Raw genomic sequence first — 24,637 nt, 5'->3', positions numbered from 1 at the left:
GAAGCAAGTCGGCACCTACTTAATAAGATTAGTCATTCTCGCTATGATAAGAGTCATCATATAGCGCCATCAGCTCATCAACCTTCTTACGCCCGCTGCCTTTCTGACTAATGTTGCGCTGTACCTGGATCGTGTCAAATCGTGCCCCATGATACAGTTCCCGAGTTAGTGGGATATCATGGTTGCTGATCAGCACTGGAATACCTCTTTCTATTGCTGTATGGCGAGCGTGCCTAGCAAGTAATGCTTGATCATCTAATGAAAAGCCGCTGCCAACATAGGTAGTGAAACTCGCCGTTGATGACAGTGGAGCATAAGGCGGATCGCAATAAACCACATCTCCCGTTTTTGTCATTTCAATAGCTTGCTCATAACCAATACAATGAAACTCAGCATTTTGGGCTTTTTCTGAAAAAGCACGGATCTCTTTCTCTGGGAAGTAAGGTTTTTTATAAGAACCAAACGGCACATTAAAACCGCCTTTACGGTTATAACGGCATAAGCCATTGAAGCCATGGCGGTTCATATATAGAAAGTAAACAGAACGCTTAAATGGATCTTTGGTGGTATTAAAATCTGTACGGACTTTGTAATAGGCTTCTTTTTCATTCATTTCAGGAACAAAAAGTGCTTTAGCCGCTTTTATGTATTTCTCAGGCTCTTTTTGCACAATCTTATACAGATTAATCAAGTCATGATTAATATCGCACAATAAATAACGATCATAATTAGTATTGAGAAATACTGAGCCGGCACCAACAAAAGGTTCGACCAAGCGGCCACCTTGAGGTAAATGTGCTGATAAGGCTTCAATCAGTTTAAATTTTCCGCCAGCCCACTTTAAAAAGGCTCTTTGTTTTTTAATCATTTAAATTGATTGAACACTGTGAAAAAAAGAGAGCTGACGATTGTACTCTGTTTATTATTGAATTTCACGAGTTGGAACCACTTCTTGTAACTCATATTCATTAAGATTTTTCCAAGCTCGGAGCCAAGGTTGTGGGATCCCGGTTTTTTCCATCAGCAATGCTGACTGTTTTAATGCTTTTTCTCGGCTTTCAAAGTGACCTGTTAGCACGACCCAACGGTCTCTATAACGCGCTACATTTACCTGAGAATCTCCTTCGAGTAGGAGCAGCATATTATTAAGAGACTCTAAGCGCTTAACACTCGCTAATTGCAGCGTGTATCCCTGACGAGGCTTAATGAACCGCTTGGTAACTTCTAGTAATTCTGTTGGATTTGTTAGCTTGGTATCCAAGTAACCATCAGCAGAGTCATTAAAGCTCACTACTTGGCGTGCTGTAAAACTTGTGACCTTTTTATTCGCTTCAGGTTTAACTTGCATATCAAGCTGCTTAGTAATTTCTGCTATCGAGAGGCTCTCATTTCCGGCTGCATCATCTTCTCTGCGATTCACTTTTGGTACTACAATATCCAACTCAACATTAGTATTACTTGCAGCGTTCGATTCCACTCCACGATAATAAAATGAGTAATTGGCAAGTACTCGTTCGGCATAATCGATAACAAAATCCCGAGCAGAGCTATTCGCTTGGATGGCAAACTCAACTTTATTGCGAGTTTGCTGCGGGAAATTGTCCGCTTTTAAAAACCACCATAAACATGTTAGCAAACCCAGTAATCCAAGCAGCGATAATGTCATAATGGCTTTAAAGTGGTTTTTTGTTGCTGCTTCTGTAGGCTCGCCATTGAGCGATAGCTCAAGTAAACCAACAACTTCTTTAGGAGTCCCTTGCTGCATCTCCAAACGATTTTTAACGATATCTCTTGGTGTAAAAGGCTGCTGTTCACTGCGGTTTAATAACGTGTAATAAAGCCCTTCTCTTTCAATTTGCTCTAATGGCTCAATATCAATTGCTACGACTTGCTCAACTAAATGTTCAGGAAGCTGCTTAGAAACCTCAGCAAAAAATTCCTGTGGCGATGTCATTAAAATTTTAATCGACTTACCCGCTAACGACATTTGGCTAAGGACAATGCATTCAGCCCAAATCTCTAGTGGTAACAAATGCGCGTCATCCAGCACAATGCAACTTTCAGCAGGCAATGAATCAACCACACTTAACAAGCTTTCAGGCAGCGGAATATCATCATCAAATACAGGATCGTTTAGTAGCTGCACCAAAACTTTACGTCGGATTTCTGCACTATCACAGTGTTTAGGGCAGATAACGAAAGCTGAGCTATGCTGCTCTAATTCATTTAATAACGCTGTCACTAATGTCGTTTTGCCGGCTCCTTCTGATCCCGTCAATACCATTAACTGTTGGCCATAAATACTAAGATGCCATAGTCGGTGCAGTAAACCATCCTGGCTGGGGAGTAATGTTGAATCGGAAAACGGCATTAGGCTCGTCTCCAATTCACTAGAATCATGCGGGGCGTAACATTAATTTTTGACAGCAGAGAAGCGCGACAAAAAAGAAAAGCTTTGTCGAAAGAAGACTGTAAAAACAATATATTGATAATGAGTAATGCGTTCACTGATCACCTGCTACATGGTTTATGCGCAGTTGATAACCTCTTCCAGTAGCTCATCGGTAACGTCACTATAGATCCCTGCTTGACCTATGCCTTCAGGTAACACTAATCGTAACTGGCCTTTAAGCACCTTCTTGTCGCGGCGCATATGCTTAATGAATTGCTCAAAATTCATTGTTTCGGGCGCTGTTATTGGTAAATCAAATGCGGCTAACAATGCCGTTATCCGACAAACAATTGACTCATTAACTAACCCAAGCTTATTAGAGGTTATTGCAGCAAGGACTGTGCCAGCAGATACTGCTTCACCATGTAACCATACGCCGTAGCCCATTTCAGCTTCGATGGCATGGCCAAAGGTATGCCCGAGGTTTAACAATGCTCGAACTGCTTGCTCAGTTTCGTCCTTTTCTACCACTTCTGCTTTTATTTCACAGCAGCGGCTAATAGCATATTCAAGTGCTTCTTTTTCCAATGACTTCAATGCATCGACATTGTTTTCAAGCCACTCAAAAAATTCTGCATCCCAAATAACACCATACTTAATTACTTCAGCCATCCCTGCTGCAAACTCACGCTTGGGTAGGGTGCTTAAGCAATTAGTGTCAATCAATACACATTTAGGCTGATAGAAAGCACCTATCATATTTTTGCCTAATGGGTGATTAACTGCAGTTTTACCACCAACAGATGAGTCCACCTGAGACAGTAACGTCGTTGGAATTTGAATAAAGTCGACACCGCGTTGATAACTCGCAGCGGCAAAGCCTGTCATATCACCAATCACGCCACCACCTAGCGCCACCAGCACCGTATCACGGCCTAGGTTTTGTTCTAGTAGTGAAGTGAATATAGAATTCATCTGTTCGAGGGTTTTGTATTGCTCACCATCGGGTAGAACCACAGGCTTGACGCATACGAAATCCGACAGCATAGCTTGTACCTTTTCAAGGTATAGAGGCGCTATCGTTTCGTTAGTGACGATTAGGATATTTTTATGTTGCAGATAGCGAGCCAAAGGCTCGCTACTACAAAACAAATTCTGGCCAATTTCAATTGGGTAACTTCGCTCTCCGAGCTCAACCAGAACTTGTTTCGTCATATCTTAAAAACCTAACTGTTCAATAATTTGGTTTGCTACAACTTTGGCACTTTGTTCGTCAGTCTTTACAATGACGTCTGCAATCTCTTCATATAGAGGATTACGTACCTCAGCTAGGTTTTCTAGCACTTCTCTTGGGTCATCAACTTGAAGCAATGGACGACGCTTATCTCTTTGCGTACGTGCAACTTGCTTATCAATCGTTGTTTCTAGGTAGACAACGATGCCGCGAGCAGAAAGATTATTACGGATCTCTTTGCTTTGGATTGAACCACCGCCTGTTGCTAAAACAATACCCTGCTTTTCGGTTAGATCAGCAACAACCTGTGTTTCACGGTTGCGGAAACCCTCTTCACCTTCAACATCAAAAACCCAAGCGATATCGGCACCTGTACGGCTTTCAATTTCTTGATCTGAATCGTGGAACTCTAAGTGCAGCATCTGTGCCAGATGACGGCCTATAGTGCTTTTACCAGCCCCCATAGGGCCTACTAGGAAAATATTACGTTTCTCGGCCATTTGATTTATACGTCTGAATCTTATTTAAGTTTGCCTACGTCAACTCAAATAAACGGAGTTGACCTTTAATCTTACCTTGCTCTATTGAGACTTGACCGCTGATTATCTCAGCTAAGTGCCATCTATGGCAAGCGGGGAATGCATTTCTATCAAAAATGTATCGACCAAAACGATAAAGCTAGCATTCTGCACTAGCTTTATCTGCTCGATTATTTTATAGCGATTCTGAAACTATTTTAGGTGTCACAAAAATGAGTAACTCTTGACGCTCATTTTTGTCCGAGGTGTTTCTAAACATAAAACCTAAATAGGGAATATCGCCTAATATAGGTACCTTGCTGACACGACTGATTAGCTGCTGCTGGTAAATTCCACCGAGTACAATCGTTTCGCCATGGTCCACCAGCACTTGGGTACCAATGCGCTGGGTATCAATCGAAACAGCTTGCCCTGTCGGCGTATCTACCGTTTTACCTTGTGAATCTTGAGTGATTTCTAAATCCAAAATAACACGATTATCAGGTGTTATCTGTGGAGTAACCCGCAGTGACAACACCGCTTTCTTAAAAGTTACCGTGGTTGCACCGCTCGAACTTGCTTCTACATAAGGGATCTCGACACCTTGCTCGATAAAGGCAGCTTTCTGGTTAGAAGTCGTAATGCGCGGACTAGCGATAATCTCACCCTTATTCTCTTGCTCTAACGCACTAAGCTCTAAATCCAACACTGTTCCGTCAGCAAGCTTAGCGACATGAAATGCAATGCTCGTTGGATTTGCAACCGCTGCTGGCAAGTTTACATTTAAACGGTCATCCAAACCTGGAATGATGCCATTTGCTATGTCTCCAGCCCCCTCCAAACTGCCTGAAGTGCCTTTATTACCTTGTTGGTCTGTAATCCCCCAACGAACACCTAAATCCTCAGAGACATCGTCTTTAACCGTTACCATACGCGCTTCAATCAGTACTTGCTTAATAGGAATATCAAGTACTTCAATTAAGCGATGAATGTTCTCTAACGTCTCTTCGGTATCTTTCACTAGCAATGTATTGGTTCGTTCATCAACGGCAACGCTACCACGGGTGCTTAACAGGCTAGAATCTTCTCCTTTTAGCAAGGCAGCAATATCTTTTGCCTTAGCGTAGTTAATTTGTAGATATTCTGAATATAAAGGTGCCAGCTCTTTTACTTCTTGTTTATTTTTAAGTTCTTGGCTTTCACGAATAGCAATCTCTTCACTAGGCGCAATCATTAAGATATTACCTTCGATACGCTTATCTAAGCCTTTAGCTTGCAAAATCAGATCTAAAGCCTGATCCCAAGGCACATCATCTAGGCGTAAAGTAATGTCGCCTTCAACCGTGTCGCTAGTAACTAAGTTAAAGTTATTATAATCAGCAATAATCTGCAGCACGGTTCTAACTGAAATATTTTGGAAGTTTAATGAAAGCGAACGCCCGTCGTACTTTTTCTCTTCTTTAACGATATTCATCCGCTTCGTTTTTTTCATCGACAACTTAAATAAACTGCCATCTTGTTGATAGTTGTATTCATAGTTACCTTCAATATCGATAACGAAACGTGCAGTTAAATCTTCTTTAAAAGTCTCAAAACTTTTTACTGGGGTGGCAAAGTCATAAACGTCCATAACATACAAGAAATCACTACCGATCTCGGTGTTATACAGTTTCAGCTCCAATTTAGCCCCAACCTGTTCCACATTCGCGGCCACAGAACTGTTATTGAGTTTTACCAATAATTCGCCACCACCGTCAGCAGTACGACGAAAATCAATATTCTCAATACTATTTACAAAAGGGTTATTACCCGTTGTATTTTGACTGGCAATCTCATCATTAATAGTTAATCGATAAGTATTACCTACCACTTTACCTTGGTAAGGCTTAACTTCATCAAGACCGATAAAAACCTGCAAAGCAGTGCCATTAGGCACTGTGCTTACGGTTTCCACACCCACTGTTTTTATCGGTAGCGTTTGCTTTTCTAATGCTGAAATACTATCGGCAAAACCAAGGATGATCTGCGAGGGAGATGCATTCAGGTTTATGTCAGGCTCTTGAATATCGTTTTCAAAAATTAATTGTAGCTCAAGCTGATGATCGACAACGGCATGATATTTAACGTCTAGGAGTCGGTTAGCGGCATATGAATGCTGAGTCATACCAACGATTAATGCGAAACCAATAAGTGCCTTTAAAAATGACACATCCTTATAACTGGCTTTTAGCGTGGTTAAAGATCTCATTATTCCCTCAGTCATCTCTTATTATTCCCCAGTCAATTCCATGCTACTGTTTCTTTCAGTCCAGCAACCTGACCCGTCTGGAATTAATTCTATAATTTCTACAGTTTGTGGTGTCACTTTGGCTATCTTTCCATGATAGAGGCCTAAATATTGGCCTACACCTAAACGATAAACACTGCCATCTGCGGTCTCAAGTAGAGCCCAAATATCTTGTTGCTCACTTAGAGTGCCACGCATTTTTAAATTATCTAAAGCATAGGTTTCTAAGCGGCCTTTACGTCGCTTAAGATCCGGTTGTAAGCAATCTTTTGTGGTATCGATGATTTCTTCAGTTAATTCTCTTGAAGGCGGTACATATGGGCTGCGCATCAAATCAGCTTGATATGCAAAATGTTCAAATTTAGGCGTTTCTTTTAACGGCGGGATATGCGCAACATGTTGAGCTTTAGTCGTCGTAACAAAAAGCTCTAAATCACTTTTATCTCCAGTGCAGCCAGTTAATACAACACTAAACATTAACAGCGGTAGCAATCTCATCATTTAACCGCCCCCTGTGATCCCTTAGGCGGTAACTCTGCGCCTTCTTTAAAGCGGTATGTTTTCGCTAAGATATCCATCCCCAGATTACCAGAGTCGTTACGCTGAATAACAAAATCATGCAAACTCACAATTCTCGGAAGCTTTGCCACCCCATCAACTAGATGCCCCAGTTCATGGTAATCACCACTAACAACAATCTTAATTGGGAATTCAATATAAAAGTCACGAGGAATTTCAGAGTCCCAATCTAAGCTTTTAATGCTGAGACCTGAATCTGTCGCAACAAATGTTATATCGTCAAGCAAGCCAGGCATTTCATTTTTTGAAGGAAGCATTTTTAGAAGTTCAGCAAATTGAATCTCCATCATTGCCAGCTGTTCACGATATAACTTAAGGTTAGCTGCGAGTTGATACTTAGACTTAAAGTCCGTTTTCAGTTGCAGCTCTTTTTGCTGCTCTGCATTCAACCTATCAAGCGCTTCTGACACAAACAGAAAATAACTGCCGACAAAAACACAAACAGCTAGCATCACGGCAAAAACGATTTTAACTAATTGCGGCCAGGCGCCAATATTTTCAAAGTCGATATCATTAAATTGACTTAAATCGAGGTTCATTTGCTTGCCCCTTGAGTCTGGCTGTTAGCGGCATCATTAACGATAGAAACTCGCAACGTAAAACGTTGTAATTGCCTTAATTCTTCTTTTTGCGCCACAATCGATTGCATATTGGGGTCATGTAGCCAAGATGAGGCGGCGACCTTTCTCATCATATTAGCCACATTATTATTGGATTCACTGCGACCCTCTATCCACAACTGACTGCCTTTCTTTTCAATACTTGAAAGATAGATCCCTGGTGGAACGACTCTAACCAGTTCATCGAGTACATGAGTCGGCAAATTTCGAGATTGCTGTAGATCCAAAATAATCTCAGTGCGTCTTTCTATATCTTTTTTACGAGTACGAATTTTAGTGATCTCAGCGATTTGAGATTCCAACAATTGAATTTCTGACTGCAAATAAGTGTTACGGCTTTTCTGGTCATCAACAAACATATCGATAGTCATAAGAAATAGATAAACAACGAGTCCAGAAACCAAAAAAACCAAAGCTAATATACCGGTATAGTCACGCTTTTGTTTTTCCCTAGCTTCTTCACGCCAAGGTAGTAAGTTTATGTTCGCCATTCAGAGTAACTCCTTAGCGCTAACCCACAGGCCAACATATATTTACTAATTTGAGGCTGGAGGAAATCCTTTATCTCAGGGTCAGCATGCAAACAACCTTGAAACGGATCAGCGATAATCGTACGAACACCTAACTCATTAATCATTAGGTTGGCCATACCTTCCAGTTTCGCTGTGCCACCACAAAGCACAATATGATCAACTTTATCGCGCCCACTTGATGTGCAATAGATTTGTAAGGTTCTCTTTATTTGTTGTAATAACTGCGTTTGGAATGGTGATAGAACTTCAAACACATAGTTGCGTGGCAAATCACCTTCTAGCTTAGCTTTTTCGGCTTGCTCATAGGTCATACCATAGAAAGATAATATCGATTGGGTAAACTGGTCACCGCCAAATGCTTGCTCGCGCACAAAGGTGGTTTCACCATTTTCGACCACTGAGAAAGTGGTAATATTTGCGCCAATATCCACCAGCGCTACCACTTTGTCATTAACGTCTTCAGGGAGTTGCTTAGTAATAACATCAAAAGAACGCCCCAATGCATATCCTTCAACATCAACAACTTTGGCTTCTAAATTAACAGCATCGAGTGAATCTATTAGGCTATCAATATTTTCACTACGGCAGGCACTAAGCAATACGTCAACTTTTGTTGGGTCACTACGATTACTACTCAGTGTTTCAAAATCAATATTAACCTCGTCAAGTGAATAAGGAATCAGGTTATCAGCTTCAATCTCAATTTGAGCCTCCATTTCCTCTTCACTTAAAGCCGAGTCCATATAAATAACTTTAGTCATGACCGCCGAACCTGAAACCGCAACAGCAGCAAACGAGGTCGACTTGGGCAATACACGCTTTACTTGCTTTAATGCATCAATAACCGCTTCACTATCACGAATTTCATGATCATTAATGGCTCCCTTTTTTAAGGGAACAGCTGCGTGGCTTAATATTTTATATCCATCAGCAGTCTTGCTCAGCAGTATCGCTTTTACTTCATGGGATCCAATATCTATCCCTACCATCTGCGGAGCTTGACGCTTCCAAAAATTAGAAAGCATAGTCCAAGGTCACTTTTTTAGTTTTTATATCCAGAGTAGATTAGCACAGAATCAACTCGTTACAGTTATTTGTACAAAATGTTTCCCCAATTTACAAATGCCATTTTTTTGACTTCATATTAATCACTTACTAGTAACGACCATGCTTAGCTCTTTTGATACTCAGTATTTGTAAAATAATGACCAGCAATATTAAAAATTCAGATGAAAACGCTATAAACAAAGCGATACATAGTTATAAGCACTGGTGACAGGATTTTATGCCTTCAGACAAATTTTAGTTTGAAAAGTTGAAAATAATGCTGAAACACCCGCTGCTTTTAAGTTATCAGTCAAAAGCATTACCGAAATAGAACGACAAGACTTCACCATTTTGGCCACGGCTTATATACTATTGTTCTTATTTTAATTCTTGGAATATTGCGGTGAAGTGGTTAAAACGACTTTTTATAGCTTTCTTTAGCCTAGGTTTACTTGGGATCGCTGCAATTGTTGCAGCCTATTTTTATGTACTTCCGGATCTACCGGATGTCACAACACTAAAGACAGTAAAGCTACAAACACCGCTTCGCATCTATAGCAGTGATGGCAAACTGATCTCTCAGTTTGGTGAAAAGCGCCGTATTCCATTAGAGCTGAAAGACGTTCCTAAGCCACTCTTACAAGCCTTTATCGCTACTGAGGATGCCCGTTTTTATGAACACAAGGGTATCGACCCAATCGGTATTCTGCGTGCAGCTTCAGTTATGCTTGCCACTGGTGAAAAGAAACAAGGCGCTAGTACCATTACCATGCAGGTTGCGCGTAATTTCTTTTTGACTCGCGATAAAACCATTATTCGTAAAGTAAAAGAGATTTTTATCTCGATTCATATAGAGCAACTACTCACTAAAGATGAAATTTTAGAGCTATATGTTAACCGCATCTACTTAGGCCAACGCGCTTATGGTGTCGGTGCTGCAGCTCAAGTGTATTACGGTAAAGAGGTCGGTGAGCTTACCTTGCCAGAAATGGCTGTCATTGCCGGCTTACCAAAAGCACCTTCGACTCTAAATCCGATTACTTCAAAAACCCGTGCTTTAGCACGTCGTAACGTTGTACTTATGCGTATGAACGAAGTGGGCTACATTAATAGTGCAGAATACCAAGCTGCGTTAGATAGCCCTATAACAGCGAAATACCATGGCGCTGTTATCGATCTTTATGCGCCTTATGTTTCAGAAATGGCTCGTGACTATTTAGTTGCTAAGCTAGGCGAAGAAGAAGCCTATACTGGCGGTTATGATATATACACCACCGTAGATTCAAAACTACAGTTAGATGCCCAAAAAGCATTGCGTAATAACGTTTATTCATACGATGAACGTCATGGCTACCGTGGCCGCGTAAAAGAATTATGGACAACTACGGCGCTTGAGCCAGAAGAGATCACAGCTAAGCTGAAACAAACAGGTGCATTCCAAGGTATGTTCCCGGCTGCAGTCCTTTCAGTTAACGAGCAAACTGCTAGCGTAATGACAGCTAAAGGCGAAACCATTGAGCTTTCATGGGATGGCATTAAATGGGCACGCAAGTTTATTACCAATAAACGCCAAGGTAAGGCTCCCAAGCTAGCTTCTGATGTCCTAAAACCTGGTGAGCAAGTATGGATCCGTAACAACGGGGACTTCTGGCAGTTAAGCCAAGTACCTTTAGTTGCCAGTGCACTTGTATCACTCGATCCACACGACGGGGCAATTCGTACCTTAGTTGGCGGATTTAGCTTCTACACAAGTCAATACAACCGTGTAACTCAAGCTAAACGTCAGCTAGGCTCTAATATTAAGCCATTTATTTACAGCGCTGCGATGGAGAAAGGCTATACCCTTTCAACCTTAATCAACAATGCACCGATTAATAAACCTGATACTCGACAAGGTACGGCTTGGCGTCCTAAAAACTCTCCAGACGTTTATGGTGGACCTACTCGCCTGCGTGTAGGTTTAGCGCAATCGATTAACGTGATGTCGGTCAGAGCCATGCGTTATGCGGGGCTTGATGCAACAATTGCAGAACTCGTTAAGTTTGGTTTTGATCCTGCCGATCTGCCTCGTAACGAATCAATTGCACTCGGCTCACCATCGGTGACCCCACTACAAGTTGTTACTGCATTCTCTGTTTTTGCCAATGGGGGTTTTTTAGTTGAGCCTTACTATATTGAGCGTGTAGAAACGGCCAATGGCGATATTGTTGAAGAAACTAAACCGACGTTGGCATGTAAGCCTCCAGTTGACGAAGTGATTATTAACGATGACCCATTTGCTGCAATGGCCCATGAACTTCAAGCTAGTACTACGCCATTAGAACAATTGCCAGAAATAGATGACACATTGCAATGTGGTGATGAAGACGCACGTTATGCGCCACAAATTATCTCAGAGCAAACTGCATTTTTGATCACTCAAGCACTTAAGAGTGTAATTTGGGGTGGAGGTGACTGGAGTAAAGGCACTGGCTGGAATGGTACTGCGTGGCGCGCTGCTAGAGTGGTAAAACGTCGTGATATTGCAGGTAAAACAGGTACCACCAATGAATCCCGTGATACGTGGTTCAGTGGTTTTAATCCAAAACTAGCCACTACAGTTTGGGTTGGCTTTGATGATCACAGCCAAGAGCTAGGCCGTACAAGCTGGAATGCAAATGGCGCGAAAGATCAAATCTCGCTTGCCGAAGCGGGGGCTAAAACCGCAGGTCCTGGCTGGAACGAGTTTATGAAGTATGCCCTAGAAGGCACACCAGAAATACCTGTGTCACCACCAGAAGGAATTGTATCTGCCAGAATTGATTTGGCGACAGGTAAACTGACTCGTAAAACCGACTACACCAGTAAGTTTGAGTACTTTATTTCTGGTACAGAGCCAACTGAGTATGTAACCGACCAAGAAGATAATAGCGATATCTTTATTGATAAGTCTGAAGAAGACTTATTCCAATAAAGTTAGCATTGGAGAGTAATAGCTCTCATTAAAGTCCACTTACAAAAATGCGGTTATAGCCAAGGCTATAACCGCATTTTTATTGGCCTACTTAAACTAAATTAGCTCGATTGCTTTACCGCTAGGGCACTCTTTACCTGAGGCAATGATGTCCCACCTAAAGCTTCACGCTTAGCTAAACAAGACTCGATAGTTAAGCAATCATATACATCTGCTTCAATCACAGGACTAAATGCTTGTAACTCTTCTAGGGTTAAATCTTCTAGCGGTGTTTGCTTGGCAATCGCGCTTACAACCGCTTCACCAACAACATGATGCGCTTCTCTAAACGGCATCCCTTTAGCTACCAAGTAATCCGCTAATTCGGTTGAGTTTGCATAACCTTGCTTTGCCGCGCTAAGAGTCTTTTCGCGATTCACTTTTAAGCCACTCAATACTAATGCTGCCATCTCTAAGCAAATTGACCAGCTGTCCATTACATCAAACAAGCCTTCTTTGTCTTCTTGCATATCTTTATTATATGCAAGTGGCAACGCCTTCATGGTGGTTAAAATCCCCATTAAGCTGCCATATACACGGCCTGTTTTACCTCTAATCAACTCTAATGCATCTGGGTTTTTCTTTTGTGGCATCAGTGAAGAGCCTGAAGTCACTTCATCGTCAAGATCGATAAAGCCTGCTTCACCACTGTTAAAGAAGATCAGATCTTCAGCCATACGGCTTAAATGCATCATACTGATAGAAGCATCACTACAGATCTCAATCACATGATCTCTATCAGACACCGTATCTAAACTGTTTAAAGTTGGCGATGCAAAACCTAGCGATTGTGCCAACTTCACTCTATCCATTGGATAGGCTGTACCAGCCAGAGCCCCTGTACCTAATGGGCAAGTATCTGCACGCTTTAAAGCATCTTGTAGACGACTAATATCACGCTCAAACATTTCTACATACGCTAAGCACCAATGTCCAAATACTACTGGCTGTGCTCTTTGTAAATGCGTATAGCCCGGCATAACCGCATCCAACTCACGCTCCGCGAGCTCAATTAATGCTGTTCTTAACTTGGTGAGTAACCCAAGTAGCTGACCACCTTCTTTTTTGCACCAAAGCTTAAGATCGGTAGCAACCTGATCGTTACGTGAACGCCCGGTATGCAGCTTCTTGCCTAAGTCACCGACTTTGGCGATAAGCGACTGCTCTACAAAGCTATGAATATCTTCTGCACCCGAAGCAATAATTAGCTGCGGATTATCGATGGTCTCGCCCAGTAGCTCATTAAGTGCTTGATGTAATTCAGTACACTCTTGTTCGGTAAGAATACCCACCTGAGTAATAGCGCTCGCCCAAGCGATTGAGCCAATGATATCTTGCTCAATAAGGCGGAAGTCTACCGGTAATGAGTCGTTAAAAAGTTTAAACAGTGCGCTGCTTTCTTGGCTAAATCTGCCGCCCCATAATGCCATTTTGACTTCCTCTATATCATACAAGGCGAAATATCCCGCCTTTAAGTCTTTGTTTTAAGGCGCTAACACGCTTAATGTTAGCGCTTACTAACTTTTATTGATTTACGACTTATTTTTGCTGGTGCAATGCTCTGATCCGGCTTGAAAGCGAATACAGACGAATAAAGCCTTCGGCATCTTTTTGGTTATACACATCATCGGCACCGAAAGTGGCAAACTCTTCTGAATACAAGCTATTTGGTGAACGCTTTTTCACTACGCTAGCTTGCCCCTTATAAAGCTTAACCACCACTTCGCCATTAACTAAATCTGCTAGTGGCTTTGATGCGCCTAATAGTGATTCACATAGCGGCGTAAACCAACGACCGTCATAAACTAGATGTGCCATCTGCGCGCCCACTTGCTCACGCCATTCACGGCTAGTCTTATCAAGTACTAATTCTTCTATTGCCCGCAATGCTGCAAACATTACCGTGCCACCAGGGGTCTCGTAACAACCACGTGACTTCATGCCAACGAGTCTGTTTTCAGTAATATCGATTCTGCCCACACCGTGAGCACCGGCGACTTCATTCAATACCATCAGCGCTTTATAAGGGCTAAATGCTTCACCATTAACTTTGGTGACTTTGCCTTGCTCTAACTCAAGTGATACGTATTCTGGTTGATTAGGCGCATCTTCTGGTGCAACAGTCATGGTCCAAACACCTTTTGAAGGCTCGTTCCATGGATCTTCTAACTCACCGCCTTCATGAGAAATATGCCATGCGTTAGCGTCGCGGCTATAGATCTTAGTCGCTGATGCAGAGGTCGCAATATTACGCTCAGCTAGGTAATCAAGTAGATCTTCACGACTTACCATTTCCCATTCACGCCAAGGTGCAATCACTTTTAGATCCGGCGCTAGCGCGGCAAAGCAGCCCTCAAAACGCACTTGATCGTTACCTTTACCTGTACAACCATGACAGACCGCATCGGCACCAACTTTACGTGCAACCTCTACCTGAGCTTTAGCAATAATTGGACGCGCCATTGAAGTACCCAGTAAGTAAGTACCTTCGTAAATAGCACCGGTCGCAATAGTTGGGTAAATATAATCGGCCACCAGCTCTTCTTTTAGGTCGACGATATAGCATTCAGATGCACCCGATGCGATAGCTTTTTCATATAGCCCTTCTAACTCGGCTTCGCCTTGACCCACGTCGGCACAAAATGCCACGATCTCGCAGTTGTTATAAGTTTCTTTTAACCAAGGAATAATCGCTGAGGTATCTAAACCACCTGAATACGCTAATACGACTTTTTTGATATCTGCCTGAGCATTTAATACTGCATTTTGATTAGACATTTTATTTTCCTACTACTGATTTGTACTCAATTCGCTAGCGCCAATTGACGGTTGTTTTCATAAAATTATTAACTTAACAGCGTTACCAATACCGCATTTTGTGCATGCATACGGTTTTCAGCCTGATGCAAAATAAGTGAGCCTTCACCGTCAACAATCTCTGCTGTCACTTCCACTTCACGATAAGCCGGTAAACAGTGCATAAAGTGTTTAGCACCCGCTTTTTGCATCAACTCAGCATTGACTTGATAAGGTTTAAATTTAGCTTCAATTTCTTCCATCGATGCGCTATCGCCCATAGAAATCCAGGTATCGGTATAAATCGCATCGTGATCTTCAATCGCTGCAATATCAGAACTTAAAATCAGCTTACCACCATGCTTTGCCGCCAGCTCTTGCGCTTCACACACTACCTTGCCATCAGGAAAGTGACCCGGAGGACAAATAACCGTAAGTTGAGCCCCTAAAATTGCTGCGCCAAACATCAATGAATGAGTGACGTTATTGCCATCACCTACGTAGGCAAGCTTTACCTTGCTAACGTCACCGTATTGTTCGGTTAACGTCAGAAAATCTGCCAGACCTTGGCAAGGATGATAAAGATCCGATAGTGCATTAATCACAGGCACTGTGCCGTGTTCAGCGAGCTCTTCAATGGTTGAATGCAAAAAAGTTCGCGCCACAATCGCATCGGCCCAACATGAGATATTGGCCGCAAAATCAGATACAGGTTCACGTTTACCGAGTGCGCCATTTTGCTGATCTAGATATAAGCAGTGGCCACCTAGCTTGTTAATACCAATATCAAAGCTCACTCGGGTTCTTAGCGATGGCTTTTCAAATAGCATCACCACGCTCTTACCGTCTAATGCATTTCTATACTCGGCAGGGTTAGCTTTAATCGTTTGTGCCAGTGCCAATAGGTCAAGTAACGCTTGCTGGCTAAGATCTTTAATCGATAGTAAATGTTGCATAAAATAGCTCCGCTATTACTGATTTTGTGGTTGGATCTGGGTGCCAACGGTTTCACCTTGGCATAATGCGATTAATTGTTGTGCCTGCCGCCAAGAGGCAATCTGTACGGCTTGTCCCATGGATTCAGCAACGTCTAACGCAGCTTCTACTTTGACTTTCATGCCTTTCTCAATGACACCAACTTTGGTTAACTCATTAACTTGTGCGCGGTTTAAGCTACTAATTAACTGCCCTTTACCATCAAGTACACCTGATACATCCGATAACAACACCAGAGAGCCAGATACCAATTGAGTCAATGCGGTAGCCGCTTGATCAGCATTAACGTTAAGCAATTCACCTTGGCCACTAATAGCAATTGAGCTGATGATAGGCATCCAGCCTTTTGATAAAACAAAATTAAGGTAACTAGCATCATTTGGGGTAACTTCGCCCACCAGCCCTAACTGCGGATCTTTAATCGTTGCAGTCATCATGTCCGCGTCAGCAAGGCTCATACCCAAGCAAGTAATACCGGCTTTTATTGCAGCGGCTTGCAGTACTTTGTTTGAGGTGCCAGCCAGCGCACCAACAACAATAGGTATATGCTGCTCAGGCGTAACCCTTAAACCATCGAGCTTTTCCGACTCCATACCATTCGCTTTTAGCTGTTCATCAACCAAACAACCGCCACCATGAACCATAATAAGTGGTTGGCCTTGGCTAATAATGGTTGCAGCTGCGTCCATTAAACGTGCCATGCCCATTTCGCATTGCAATAATGCGCCACCAACCTTAAGGATCATGACAGGCTTAACCTGAGCGCTTACTCCGTGAGTTTCAGTCATATGCTTTTCCACCTTACAGCCCATCTTGCGTATCAAAATGAATCTTTATGCACTGCATTGCTTGACTTGCAGCCCCTTTCATTAAGTTATCTATTGCACTAACAACAACGAGATATCCTGTTGCTTCATCAAACTTCCAGCCTAAGTGGCAGTTCGCGGTTTGTACCACATCGTCTACCTTAGGGAATTGATTGTGTTTTACAGTGACCAGCTCGGCAGAGTCGTAATATTGGAAGGCTTGAGCTACATCACCAGTGCTTGTCCCAGGCTTGAGCTTGGCGGTAATAGTGGCAAGAATACCGCGTTTAAAATTGCCTAAATGAGGGGTAAAAATAACTTCTTGGCCTAACTGAGTCGCTATTTCAGGTTGGTGTCTATGCCCAAGCACACCGTAGGGTGTCAAACTCACTTCACAAAAACTGGTATGAAGCTGCGCTTTTCTACCTGCTCCAGTGACACCACTAACAGCATTAATCACCGGGAAAACATCAGTTAGCAGATGTGCAATAGGCTTTAGTGCAGTCAGTGAAGCTGTTGGATAGCAACCTGGTACCGCAATCAGTTTGCTCTTGCCAATTTGCTCGCTATTCCATTCTGCTAAACCATAAACAGCATCAGCCAGCACTTCAGGGTATTCATGAGTAAAACCATACCACTTAGGGTATTGCGCCACATCGCTAAACCGGTACGCACCACTCAAATCAAACACCGCGACGCCCTGCTGATAAAACCAAGCAGCCAGATGTAAACTCACGGCATGATCGGTCGCGAGAACAACCGCATCAGCCGTAGCAACTATAGTGTGCTTTGCATCTTCAGTAAGAGGATTTAGACATAACGAAATATGGCTATATGTAGGGTAAAGCTCAGATAGAGGCTTACCTTTATCTAGGCTGTTTTCAGAAACATAAAGACCTTGAATTGATAAATTCGCTTCGGCATTTATAAGAGAAGTAATCTGTGCGCCTGTGTATCCACTAGCGCCAATAATGGCTATATTTTTCATAGTCTATGACTTTAAAACCTTAATCTTGAAATTAGATGACACAACGAAAAAAAGAATGGGCACAACTTAAGCCCTGGCTGAACACCATTAATGACAAGACTATCGTCGCAGGAATTGGGTATAAATAACCTTAACTACTATAAATTGAACCAGATTGAACATAATTACTCTCATTAAACAGACCATTGAATTGTGGTAGTTGCCTTAGCTGTTTGATAGACTAACACGCAAAATTAATTATGCAATATATTTGAATATATATTTAGGTATTTTTTAATGAAAACACTTCCACAAATTAAAAACAGTTTTAGCCAACTGATTGCAGCACCGTCGATTAGTGCGCTTGAAGCTGATCAAGATATGAGTAATAAAGCGGTCATAGAACTACTGCACACTTGGTTCTCAGATCTCGGTATGCAATGCCAATCCGTTCCTGTTGCCAATACACGTAATAAACACAACTTAGTCGCATCATTCGGTCAAGGTAAGGGAGGGTTACTTTTAGCAGGTCATACCGACACAGTGCCTTTTGATGAGGGGCGTTGGAGCCAAGATCCTTTTCTCTTAACTGAAAAAGATAATCGTTGGTACGGCTTAGGCACTTGTGACATGAAAGGTTTTTTCGCGTTAGTGTTAGCAGCATTACAAGAGCTACCTATGGACAAATTTAAGCGTCCGTTGCATATCTTGGCCAGCGCCGATGAAGAAACCACCATGAATGGCGCTAAAGCATTTGCCGCTGCGAAATCGATTGCACCGGACTACGCAATTATTGGTGAACCCACCAGCTTAAAACCGGTATATATGCATAAAGGTCACTTTACTCAAGGCATCCGAGTAACTGGCCGCAGCGGTCATTCCTCTGATCCAGCTAAAGGCCTTAATGCTATTGAGATCATGCATAAAGTCACTGGGCAACTGCTCAAGCTAAAACAACACTTAGCCGATAACTATCGTGAAGAGGCTTTTAGTGTCCCCTACCCAACCATGAACTTTGGCCATATTCATGGCGGTGACGCCGCGAATAGAATTTGTGGTTGCTGTGATTTACATATCGATCTGCGCCCGATACCAAGCTTACCCTTAGCGGATTTAGAGCTAATGGTAGCCAATTACTTAGCGCCTATTTGCAGTGAGTATCCGGGAGCTGTTCAGGTGGCGCCTTTATACCCAGGCTCAGAGCCTTTTGCAGATAACAAAGACGGCGGCTGGACCAAGCTGGTAGCAGAGCTGAGCGACAGTCAGCCTGAAGTCGTCAACTACGCAACCGAAGCTCCCTATATTAGCCAGCTAGGTTGCCAAACCTTGGTACTCGGTCCCGGCAGTATCGAGCAGGCACACCAACCTGATGAATATTTAGATCTTAGCTATATTGCGCGCACAAAAGATCTATTAAAAAATCTGATTTATCACGCCTGTATAAAATAAATCGTTATTTCTCGGCGCTTTATAGGCTAAATTGAATACTCTCTACAAGATTGATATTCAAAAAGTGGTATAAAGCCTATTCAAGCCGGATATTTTAATCTCGGCCATTGCCTAGCGTAACGCCGCTAGGTATTGTGATCGATTAGCTTACCGATATGGAGCACGTATGGTAGACATGTATGCCTCGCTAAGGTCTAACGTTGGAACCTTAGGGCAGATTTTAGGTGACACAATCCGCACCGATCTTGATGACTCGTTCCTAGAAAAAATTGAACAGATCCGTCATCTTGCAAAAAGCTCACGCCAAGGCGATGACGCGTCTCGCACAGAGATGCTGACTTTGCTTTCTTCTTTAAGCGATGATGAGCTAGTTCCCTTTGCTAAAGCGTTTAACCAATTTTTAAATCTTGCGAATATCGCTGAGCAATTCCATACCATTAGCCGTAATTGTGACGAGCTAGTTTGTGTCCCCGACCCCGTAGAACAACTATTAGGACGCATGCTTGGTGGAAACATCGACCAAGAGAAAGTACTCGCTTGTCTTAAGACGCTCGATATTGATCTAGTATTAACGGCGCACCCGACTGAGATCTCTCGTCGTACCTTAATTCAAAAATACTCAGCAGTAATCGACTCATTAACTGCACTCGAGAACACTCAGCTTACCGAGCAGGAGAAAAAACAGCACCATTTGCGTTTGCGTCAGCTTATTGCGCAAATCTGGCATACCAATGAAATCCGTAACGAGCGCCCAACTCCTGTTGATGAAGCACGCTGGGGCTTAAGCACAATTGAAGCCTCTTTATGGCAAGCAGTTCCTGACTTTCTACGTCAACTCAACCAGCAAGTTGAAGAGCGCACCAATACCCAGTTACCTATCGATATCGCCCCAGTGAGATTCTCAAGTTGGATGGGCGGCGATCGTGACGGCAATCCATTTGTCACGTCAACTGTTACCCAAGAAGTGCTTGATCGAAACCGTCACACTGCAGCGCGCCTTTACCTAAAAGACGTTGTGCTATTGGTGAATGAATTATCAATGGAAGGCGCTAATGACGAGTTGTTAGCCTATACCAATAATAGCTGTGAACCTTACCGCGATGTACTTAGAGATCTGCGTAAAAAGCTTAGAACAACCATCGATTACCTCAATGAAAAACTTGAAGGACATCAGCCGGACGTTAATCCAAAAGATATTATTTGGCATGAAAGCGATCTAAAAGATCCGCTAATGATGCTTTATAAGAGCTTATGCGACCAAGGCATGAGCTTAATTGCTAATGGCTTACTGCTCGATATGCTACGCCGTATTGCTTGTTTTGGTATTCATATGCTGAGACTCGATGTACGCCAAGATGCACAACGTCACGCCGATGTCATTGCCGAGCTGACACGCTACTTAGGTATGGGCGATTACGCTCACTGGGATGAAAGCGAGAAGCAGTCATTCTTGCTACGTGAGCTTTCTAGCAAGCGTCCGTTGATTCCAGCAAATTGGCAAGCCTCAGCTGAAGTTGAAGAAGTAGTGAAAACCTGCCGATTAGTCGCCAGCCAACCAGCACGCGCAATGGGCTCGTATGTTATCTCTATGGCGAGTCAGCCATCAGATGTATTAGCAGTATTGTTATTACTAAAAGAAACTGGCTGCCCACACCCAATTCGTGTAGTGCCTTTATTTGAGACCTTAGATGACTTAAATAATGCATCAGCCTGTATGTCTGCATTATTTGCTATCGACTGGTACCGTGGCTATACCAAAGGCACACAAGAAGTCATGATCGGCTACTCTGATTCAGCTAAAGATGCTGGTGTTATGGCGGCTGCATGGGCGCAATATACAGCGCAAGAAAAGCTGGTCGCGATTAGCCAAGAAGCCAATATCAAACTAACATTATTCCATGGTCGCGGCGGCACAATTGGTCGAGGCGGTGGACCTGCTCACCAAGCGATTTTATCTCAGCCTCCTGGCTCAGTTGATGGTCGTATTCGTGTGACAGAGCAAGGCGAGATGATACGCTTCAAGTTTGGCTTACCAAAACTGGCTGTACAGAGTCTTGCGCTATATACCTCTGCAGTAATGGAAGCCACCTTGCTGCCTCCACCAGAGCCTAAGGCTGAATGGCGTGAATGCATGGAGCGCCTCGCTAGCGATTCAGTGCAAGCTTACCGTGCTATGGTGCGTGAGGAGCCTGATTTTGTATCTTACTTCCGTGCAGCAACACCAGAGGTTGAGCTGGGCAAGCTCCCCCTCGGTAGCCGTCCAGCAAAGCGTCGTGTAGATGGCGGCATTGAAAGCCTACGTGCGATCCCATGGATCTTTGCTTGGTCGCAAAACCGCTTAATGCTGCCTGCATGGCTAGGCGCTGGTGAAGCACTAAAAGCCGCGACGGAACGAGGCGAACTGTCATTGCTACAAGAGATGGAGAAACAGTGGCCGTTCTTCACCACACGTATTTCTATGTTAGAAATGGTCTATGCTAAAGCCGAGCCTAACTTATCTAAATTTTACGAAACCAGCTTAGTGCCGACAGAACTACATCACTTAGGTGTACAACTTAGAGAGCGATTAGCTACCGGAGTTGCCGCGGTATTAGAGCTGACTCAAGCAGAAAGCCTAATGGCTCATACTCCATGGAATCGTGAATCAGTTGAGTTAAGAAACCCATATATTGATCCTTTAAACTTCCTACAAGCAGAATTACTTGCAAGAACACGCCGAGAGGAGCAATCTTCTCAGAATGTTGAGTTAGCGCTAATGCTAACGATTGCAGGTGTTGCTGCAGGAATGAGAAATACAGGTTAAATGAAGTTATTAAAAGTTGCGCTTGCTAGCGCCATACTGCTATTGACTGGCTGTGTCAGTCAATACAGCATTACAGAAAAAGAGCTAGAAGGTTACCTCAATGACGAAATGCATTTTGAGGTAAAACAAGGCAATCAAATCTTTGGTATAGATTTACGCGTCAATGATATAAAAGTTACCTTAGGTGATAAGCCCGATACTATGGGCGTATCAGCTGTAACCTTAGTCAGAGTGCGTAATCCTATGCTGCCAATTAATGCCGATCTGATCACCCAGTTTGAAGCAGAGCCTTGGTATGATGCAACGAATCACAGCGTGTACTTGCGAAATCTGCAATTAGTAAAGGTCGAATCAACACCAAAAGATATCGAAAAAGCTATTGGCTCTATCGCACCACAACTAATGGGCTTTTTAACTCAATTTCTCGAGACACAACCTATATATGTTGTTGACATGAAAGAGTCTAAACAAGCACTAGTCGCCGATATGACCAAGAGAATTGAAGTCAAACCTGGTAAATTAGTTTTAGTATTTGACGAATAATGTCTATTAAATAGGCCTTAATACTACAAAGCAGGATCTAATGATCCTGCTTTTTATTATCTGTAAAACTTGCTATTGCCGTATTATACCAATCAGTATAAGAATTTGATCAGCTCAGAACGATTTTTGGCAAACTAATTCAAGACGAATAGCTGTAATAATGGTTATTCCCTTATAAATCTATTCAACGCAGAAGTAGGCAGCCAAAAACGCTCCAGACTGGCGAGTTTTAGCGATTCTGATGCTGTGTTAACGAACTTGAACGTAGAATAACTATGCCCTTCGCTCGTTGCCTTGCCTCAAAACCGCTAAACTCTCGCTGAGCGACTAAATGTTTATACTGATTGGTATTACTTTTTAAAGCGACCTATCGATTCATAGTCAACAATAACCGCCTCACCTAATAGCTCACGTCGCAACATATCAAATCCTACAGCGGTACTTAAGCTACGTACTAAGCCCCTAGAGCGTCTAGGCAATTTAATCATCTGGCTATAAACCGCACCTTTTGTCGCTAATGCAATTGCGACCGTTCCAACAGGCTTATCCTCTGTACCGCCAGTAGGACCAGCAATGCCGCTAGTCGCTAAAGCAAAATCACTATCGAGTATCGCTCTTGCGCCTTTGGCCATCTCTTCTACAGTAGCAATAGAAACAGCCCCATGATCATCCAAGGTTTCTGGCTTAACGCCTAGTACCTTCACTTTAGACTCATTACTGTAGGTCACTAAGCCATGATGCAAATAAGATGAACTTCCAGAGAAATCGATGAGTTGGCTCGCTATCATGCCACCAGTGCATGACTCAGCAACACTTAAACTTAATCCAGCACTGAGCATCAATTCATGGATTTCAGCAGCTAAACTCACTTTCTCATCAGCAACGATTGCATTACCAAGTAAAAAGCGGATTTGTGCTTCAATTTTATCGAGTTGCGAAATAGCTAAGTAGCCACGGGCAAACAGCTTAATTTCTATATGTGGCATCGAGCTGCGATAGCCAATAGTCATCCCTTTAGGTAACTCGATTTTTTCTAGCTCATCAGCTAATGAAGATTCACCTCGACCAAGGGTTAAATACTTTCGCAATGACACATCGCCATCGATATCGAAATGCTGCTTAACAAAAGGAATAAACTGCTCTTTGACCATTTGCTTGAACTCAAATGGCACGCCAGGTGTAAAGAAAAGCCAAGCACGATTGAGCTTAACTGCAAAACCACAAGCGGTACCGACTGGGTTATCAATCATGATTGCCGACTCAGGTAATAAAGCCTGCTTAAGATTGCTTACTGCCATCACTCGCCCATTACGGGTAAACCAAGCTTCTAAGCGCTCTCTCCATTCCCTATTCTCTATTAACGATTCACCTTTAGCCAATGCCATCGCCTCAGAGGAGAGATCGTCACTCGTCGGCCCTAGACCACCATTAACTAGTATAATATCTGCTTCATGACTACGTTCTTGAAATACTGCAACAAGATCTTCTAAACGATCTCCAACAGTGACACGTCGCTGACATTCAATCCCTTGCTCCATCATTGTACTAGCAAACCAAGCCGCATTAGTGTCAACTATTTGCCCCGCTAACACCTCTTCGCCAGTACAAATCATTTCAAGTTTCATTAGATGGTCCTTAACTGATGTCGCAATTTAAAATTCAAAGCGTTTTGATGCAGCTAAAATATGCAAGCTCAGAGACAATAGCAATAACCAATTATGATTAATACCAATCACTCACATCAAACCAACACTAAGTAATAAAGAAAAAGATAAAAGCAACAAGCGAACGCTGCCTAAAATCGATTTTAACAGCTTAAAAATGCGTAAATAAAGAGAGCCGGTGTCTAGCAAAGGGAGGGAGCATTCGATATAGACAAAGCTTTGCCTATAAATAGCACGATATTTAATAAATTCCAGACGTAAAAAAGCCCGCTACATCGTAGCGGGCTTTGATACTAATTTGGCGCCTGGAAATGACCTACTCTCACATGGGGAGACCCCACACTACCATCGGCGATATTGCGTTTCACTTCTGAGTTCGGAATGGATTCAGGTGGTGCCACAACTCTATGG

General features: G+C 42.8%; 19 protein-coding genes and 1 rRNA gene. 4 read left to right on the top strand and 16 right to left on the bottom strand.

What is annotated here, in order from left to right; genetic code table 11:
- Positions 1 to 28: 28 nt before the first annotated feature.
- The 9 genes from L2747_RS16015 to L2747_RS15975 all read right to left on the bottom strand — a co-directional run bounded on the left by L2747_RS16015 (position 29) and on the right by L2747_RS15975 (position 9,188).
- Positions 29 to 868 carry a Dam family site-specific DNA-(adenine-N6)-methyltransferase gene (locus L2747_RS16015; RefSeq protein ID WP_249000015.1) on the bottom strand — a complete coding sequence of 280 codons (840 nt, stop codon included), beginning with the start codon at positions 866 to 868 and terminating at the stop codon, positions 29 to 31.
- Between the two features lie 54 nt (positions 869 to 922).
- Positions 923 to 2,371: an ATP-binding protein gene (locus L2747_RS16010; RefSeq protein WP_249000014.1), complete on the bottom strand. Its 1,449-nt coding sequence runs from the start codon at positions 2,369 to 2,371 to the stop codon at positions 923 to 925.
- Positions 2,372 to 2,527: 156 nt separating this feature from the next.
- A complete protein-coding gene (gene aroB, locus L2747_RS16005; RefSeq protein ID WP_249000013.1) occupies positions 2,528 to 3,607 on the bottom strand; it encodes a 3-dehydroquinate synthase in 1,080 nt (359 codons plus the stop codon).
- A gap of 3 nt (positions 3,608 to 3,610) precedes the next feature.
- On the bottom strand, positions 3,611 to 4,126 hold the full coding sequence (gene aroK, locus L2747_RS16000) for a shikimate kinase AroK (RefSeq protein ID WP_012279139.1): 516 nt from the start codon (positions 4,124 to 4,126) through the stop codon (positions 3,611 to 3,613).
- A gap of 214 nt (positions 4,127 to 4,340) precedes the next feature.
- Complete coding sequence (locus L2747_RS15995) at positions 4,341 to 6,392, bottom strand: type IV pilus secretin PilQ (protein ID WP_249000012.1); 2,052 nt, start codon at positions 6,390 to 6,392, stop codon at positions 4,341 to 4,343.
- Positions 6,393 to 6,413: 21 nt separating this feature from the next.
- The gene (locus tag L2747_RS15990) at positions 6,414 to 6,929 is read right to left on the bottom strand and encodes a pilus assembly protein PilP (protein ID WP_249000104.1); all 516 of its coding nucleotides are present in this window, start codon (positions 6,927 to 6,929) and stop codon (positions 6,414 to 6,416) included.
- A complete protein-coding gene (locus L2747_RS15985) occupies positions 6,929 to 7,549 on the bottom strand; it encodes a type IV pilus inner membrane component PilO (protein WP_249000011.1) in 621 nt (206 codons plus the stop codon). Before L2747_RS15985 ends, L2747_RS15990 begins: the two co-directional genes overlap by 1 nt.
- A complete protein-coding gene (locus L2747_RS15980) occupies positions 7,546 to 8,121 on the bottom strand; it encodes a PilN domain-containing protein (RefSeq protein ID WP_249000010.1) in 576 nt (191 codons plus the stop codon). Before L2747_RS15980 ends, L2747_RS15985 begins: the two co-directional genes overlap by 4 nt.
- On the bottom strand, positions 8,109 to 9,188 hold the full coding sequence (locus tag L2747_RS15975; RefSeq protein ID WP_249000009.1) for a pilus assembly protein PilM: 1,080 nt from the start codon (positions 9,186 to 9,188) through the stop codon (positions 8,109 to 8,111). Before L2747_RS15975 ends, L2747_RS15980 begins: the two co-directional genes overlap by 13 nt.
- A gap of 425 nt (positions 9,189 to 9,613) precedes the next feature.
- Here L2747_RS15975 and L2747_RS15970 point away from each other — a divergent pair, with 425 nt between their 5' ends.
- Positions 9,614 to 12,163, top strand: coding sequence for a penicillin-binding protein 1A (locus L2747_RS15970; protein ID WP_249000008.1), 2,550 nt, complete (start codon positions 9,614 to 9,616; stop codon positions 12,161 to 12,163).
- Between the two features lie 101 nt (positions 12,164 to 12,264).
- Here the strand turns inward: L2747_RS15970 and argH are convergent, their stop codons facing one another.
- The 5 genes from argH to argC form a co-directional block, all read right to left on the bottom strand.
- Complete coding sequence (argH, locus tag L2747_RS15965) at positions 12,265 to 13,632, bottom strand: argininosuccinate lyase (protein ID WP_249000007.1); 1,368 nt, start codon at positions 13,630 to 13,632, stop codon at positions 12,265 to 12,267.
- Between the two features lie 109 nt (positions 13,633 to 13,741).
- The gene (locus L2747_RS15960) at positions 13,742 to 14,980 is read right to left on the bottom strand and encodes an argininosuccinate synthase (protein ID WP_249000006.1); all 1,239 of its coding nucleotides are present in this window, start codon (positions 14,978 to 14,980) and stop codon (positions 13,742 to 13,744) included.
- 68 nt (positions 14,981 to 15,048) lie between these two features.
- On the bottom strand, positions 15,049 to 15,954 hold the full coding sequence (locus tag L2747_RS15955) for an ornithine carbamoyltransferase (protein ID WP_249000005.1): 906 nt from the start codon (positions 15,952 to 15,954) through the stop codon (positions 15,049 to 15,051).
- Positions 15,955 to 15,969: 15 nt separating this feature from the next.
- Complete coding sequence (argB, locus tag L2747_RS15950; RefSeq protein WP_249000004.1) at positions 15,970 to 16,782, bottom strand: acetylglutamate kinase; 813 nt, start codon at positions 16,780 to 16,782, stop codon at positions 15,970 to 15,972.
- A gap of 13 nt (positions 16,783 to 16,795) precedes the next feature.
- The gene (argC, locus tag L2747_RS15945; protein WP_249000003.1) at positions 16,796 to 17,788 is read right to left on the bottom strand and encodes an N-acetyl-gamma-glutamyl-phosphate reductase; all 993 of its coding nucleotides are present in this window, start codon (positions 17,786 to 17,788) and stop codon (positions 16,796 to 16,798) included.
- Between the two features lie 276 nt (positions 17,789 to 18,064).
- On the opposite strand from argC, the gene argE reads away from it, so the two are divergent.
- The 3 genes from argE (at position 18,065) to L2747_RS15930 (ending at position 22,562) form a co-directional block, all read left to right on the top strand.
- A complete protein-coding gene (gene argE, locus L2747_RS15940; protein WP_249000002.1) occupies positions 18,065 to 19,216 on the top strand; it encodes an acetylornithine deacetylase in 1,152 nt (383 codons plus the stop codon).
- Positions 19,217 to 19,382: 166 nt separating this feature from the next.
- The gene (gene ppc, locus L2747_RS15935) at positions 19,383 to 22,019 is read left to right on the top strand and encodes a phosphoenolpyruvate carboxylase (protein WP_249000001.1); all 2,637 of its coding nucleotides are present in this window, start codon (positions 19,383 to 19,385) and stop codon (positions 22,017 to 22,019) included.
- Positions 22,020 to 22,562, top strand: a complete 543-nt coding sequence (locus L2747_RS15930; protein ID WP_249000000.1) for a YceB family lipoprotein — start codon at positions 22,020 to 22,022, stop codon at positions 22,560 to 22,562. It abuts the gene before it with no gap.
- 350 nt (positions 22,563 to 22,912) lie between these two features.
- On the opposite strand, the gene L2747_RS15925 is transcribed toward L2747_RS15930, so the two are convergent.
- Both L2747_RS15925 and rrf read right to left on the bottom strand, forming a co-directional pair.
- Complete coding sequence (locus L2747_RS15925; RefSeq protein WP_248999999.1) at positions 22,913 to 24,187, bottom strand: CinA family nicotinamide mononucleotide deamidase-related protein; 1,275 nt, start codon at positions 24,185 to 24,187, stop codon at positions 22,913 to 22,915.
- A gap of 342 nt (positions 24,188 to 24,529) precedes the next feature.
- Positions 24,530 to 24,637: ribosomal RNA gene (gene rrf / locus L2747_RS15920) — 5S ribosomal RNA — on the bottom strand; the annotation flags it as partial.

The sequence above is a fragment of the Shewanella marinintestina genome, assembly GCF_023283845.1.
Taxonomy (GTDB): domain Bacteria; phylum Pseudomonadota; class Gammaproteobacteria; order Enterobacterales; family Shewanellaceae; genus Shewanella; species Shewanella marinintestina.
Note: the sequence above shows the minus strand (reverse complement) of the source record. Positions and strands in the feature narration are given on the sequence as shown.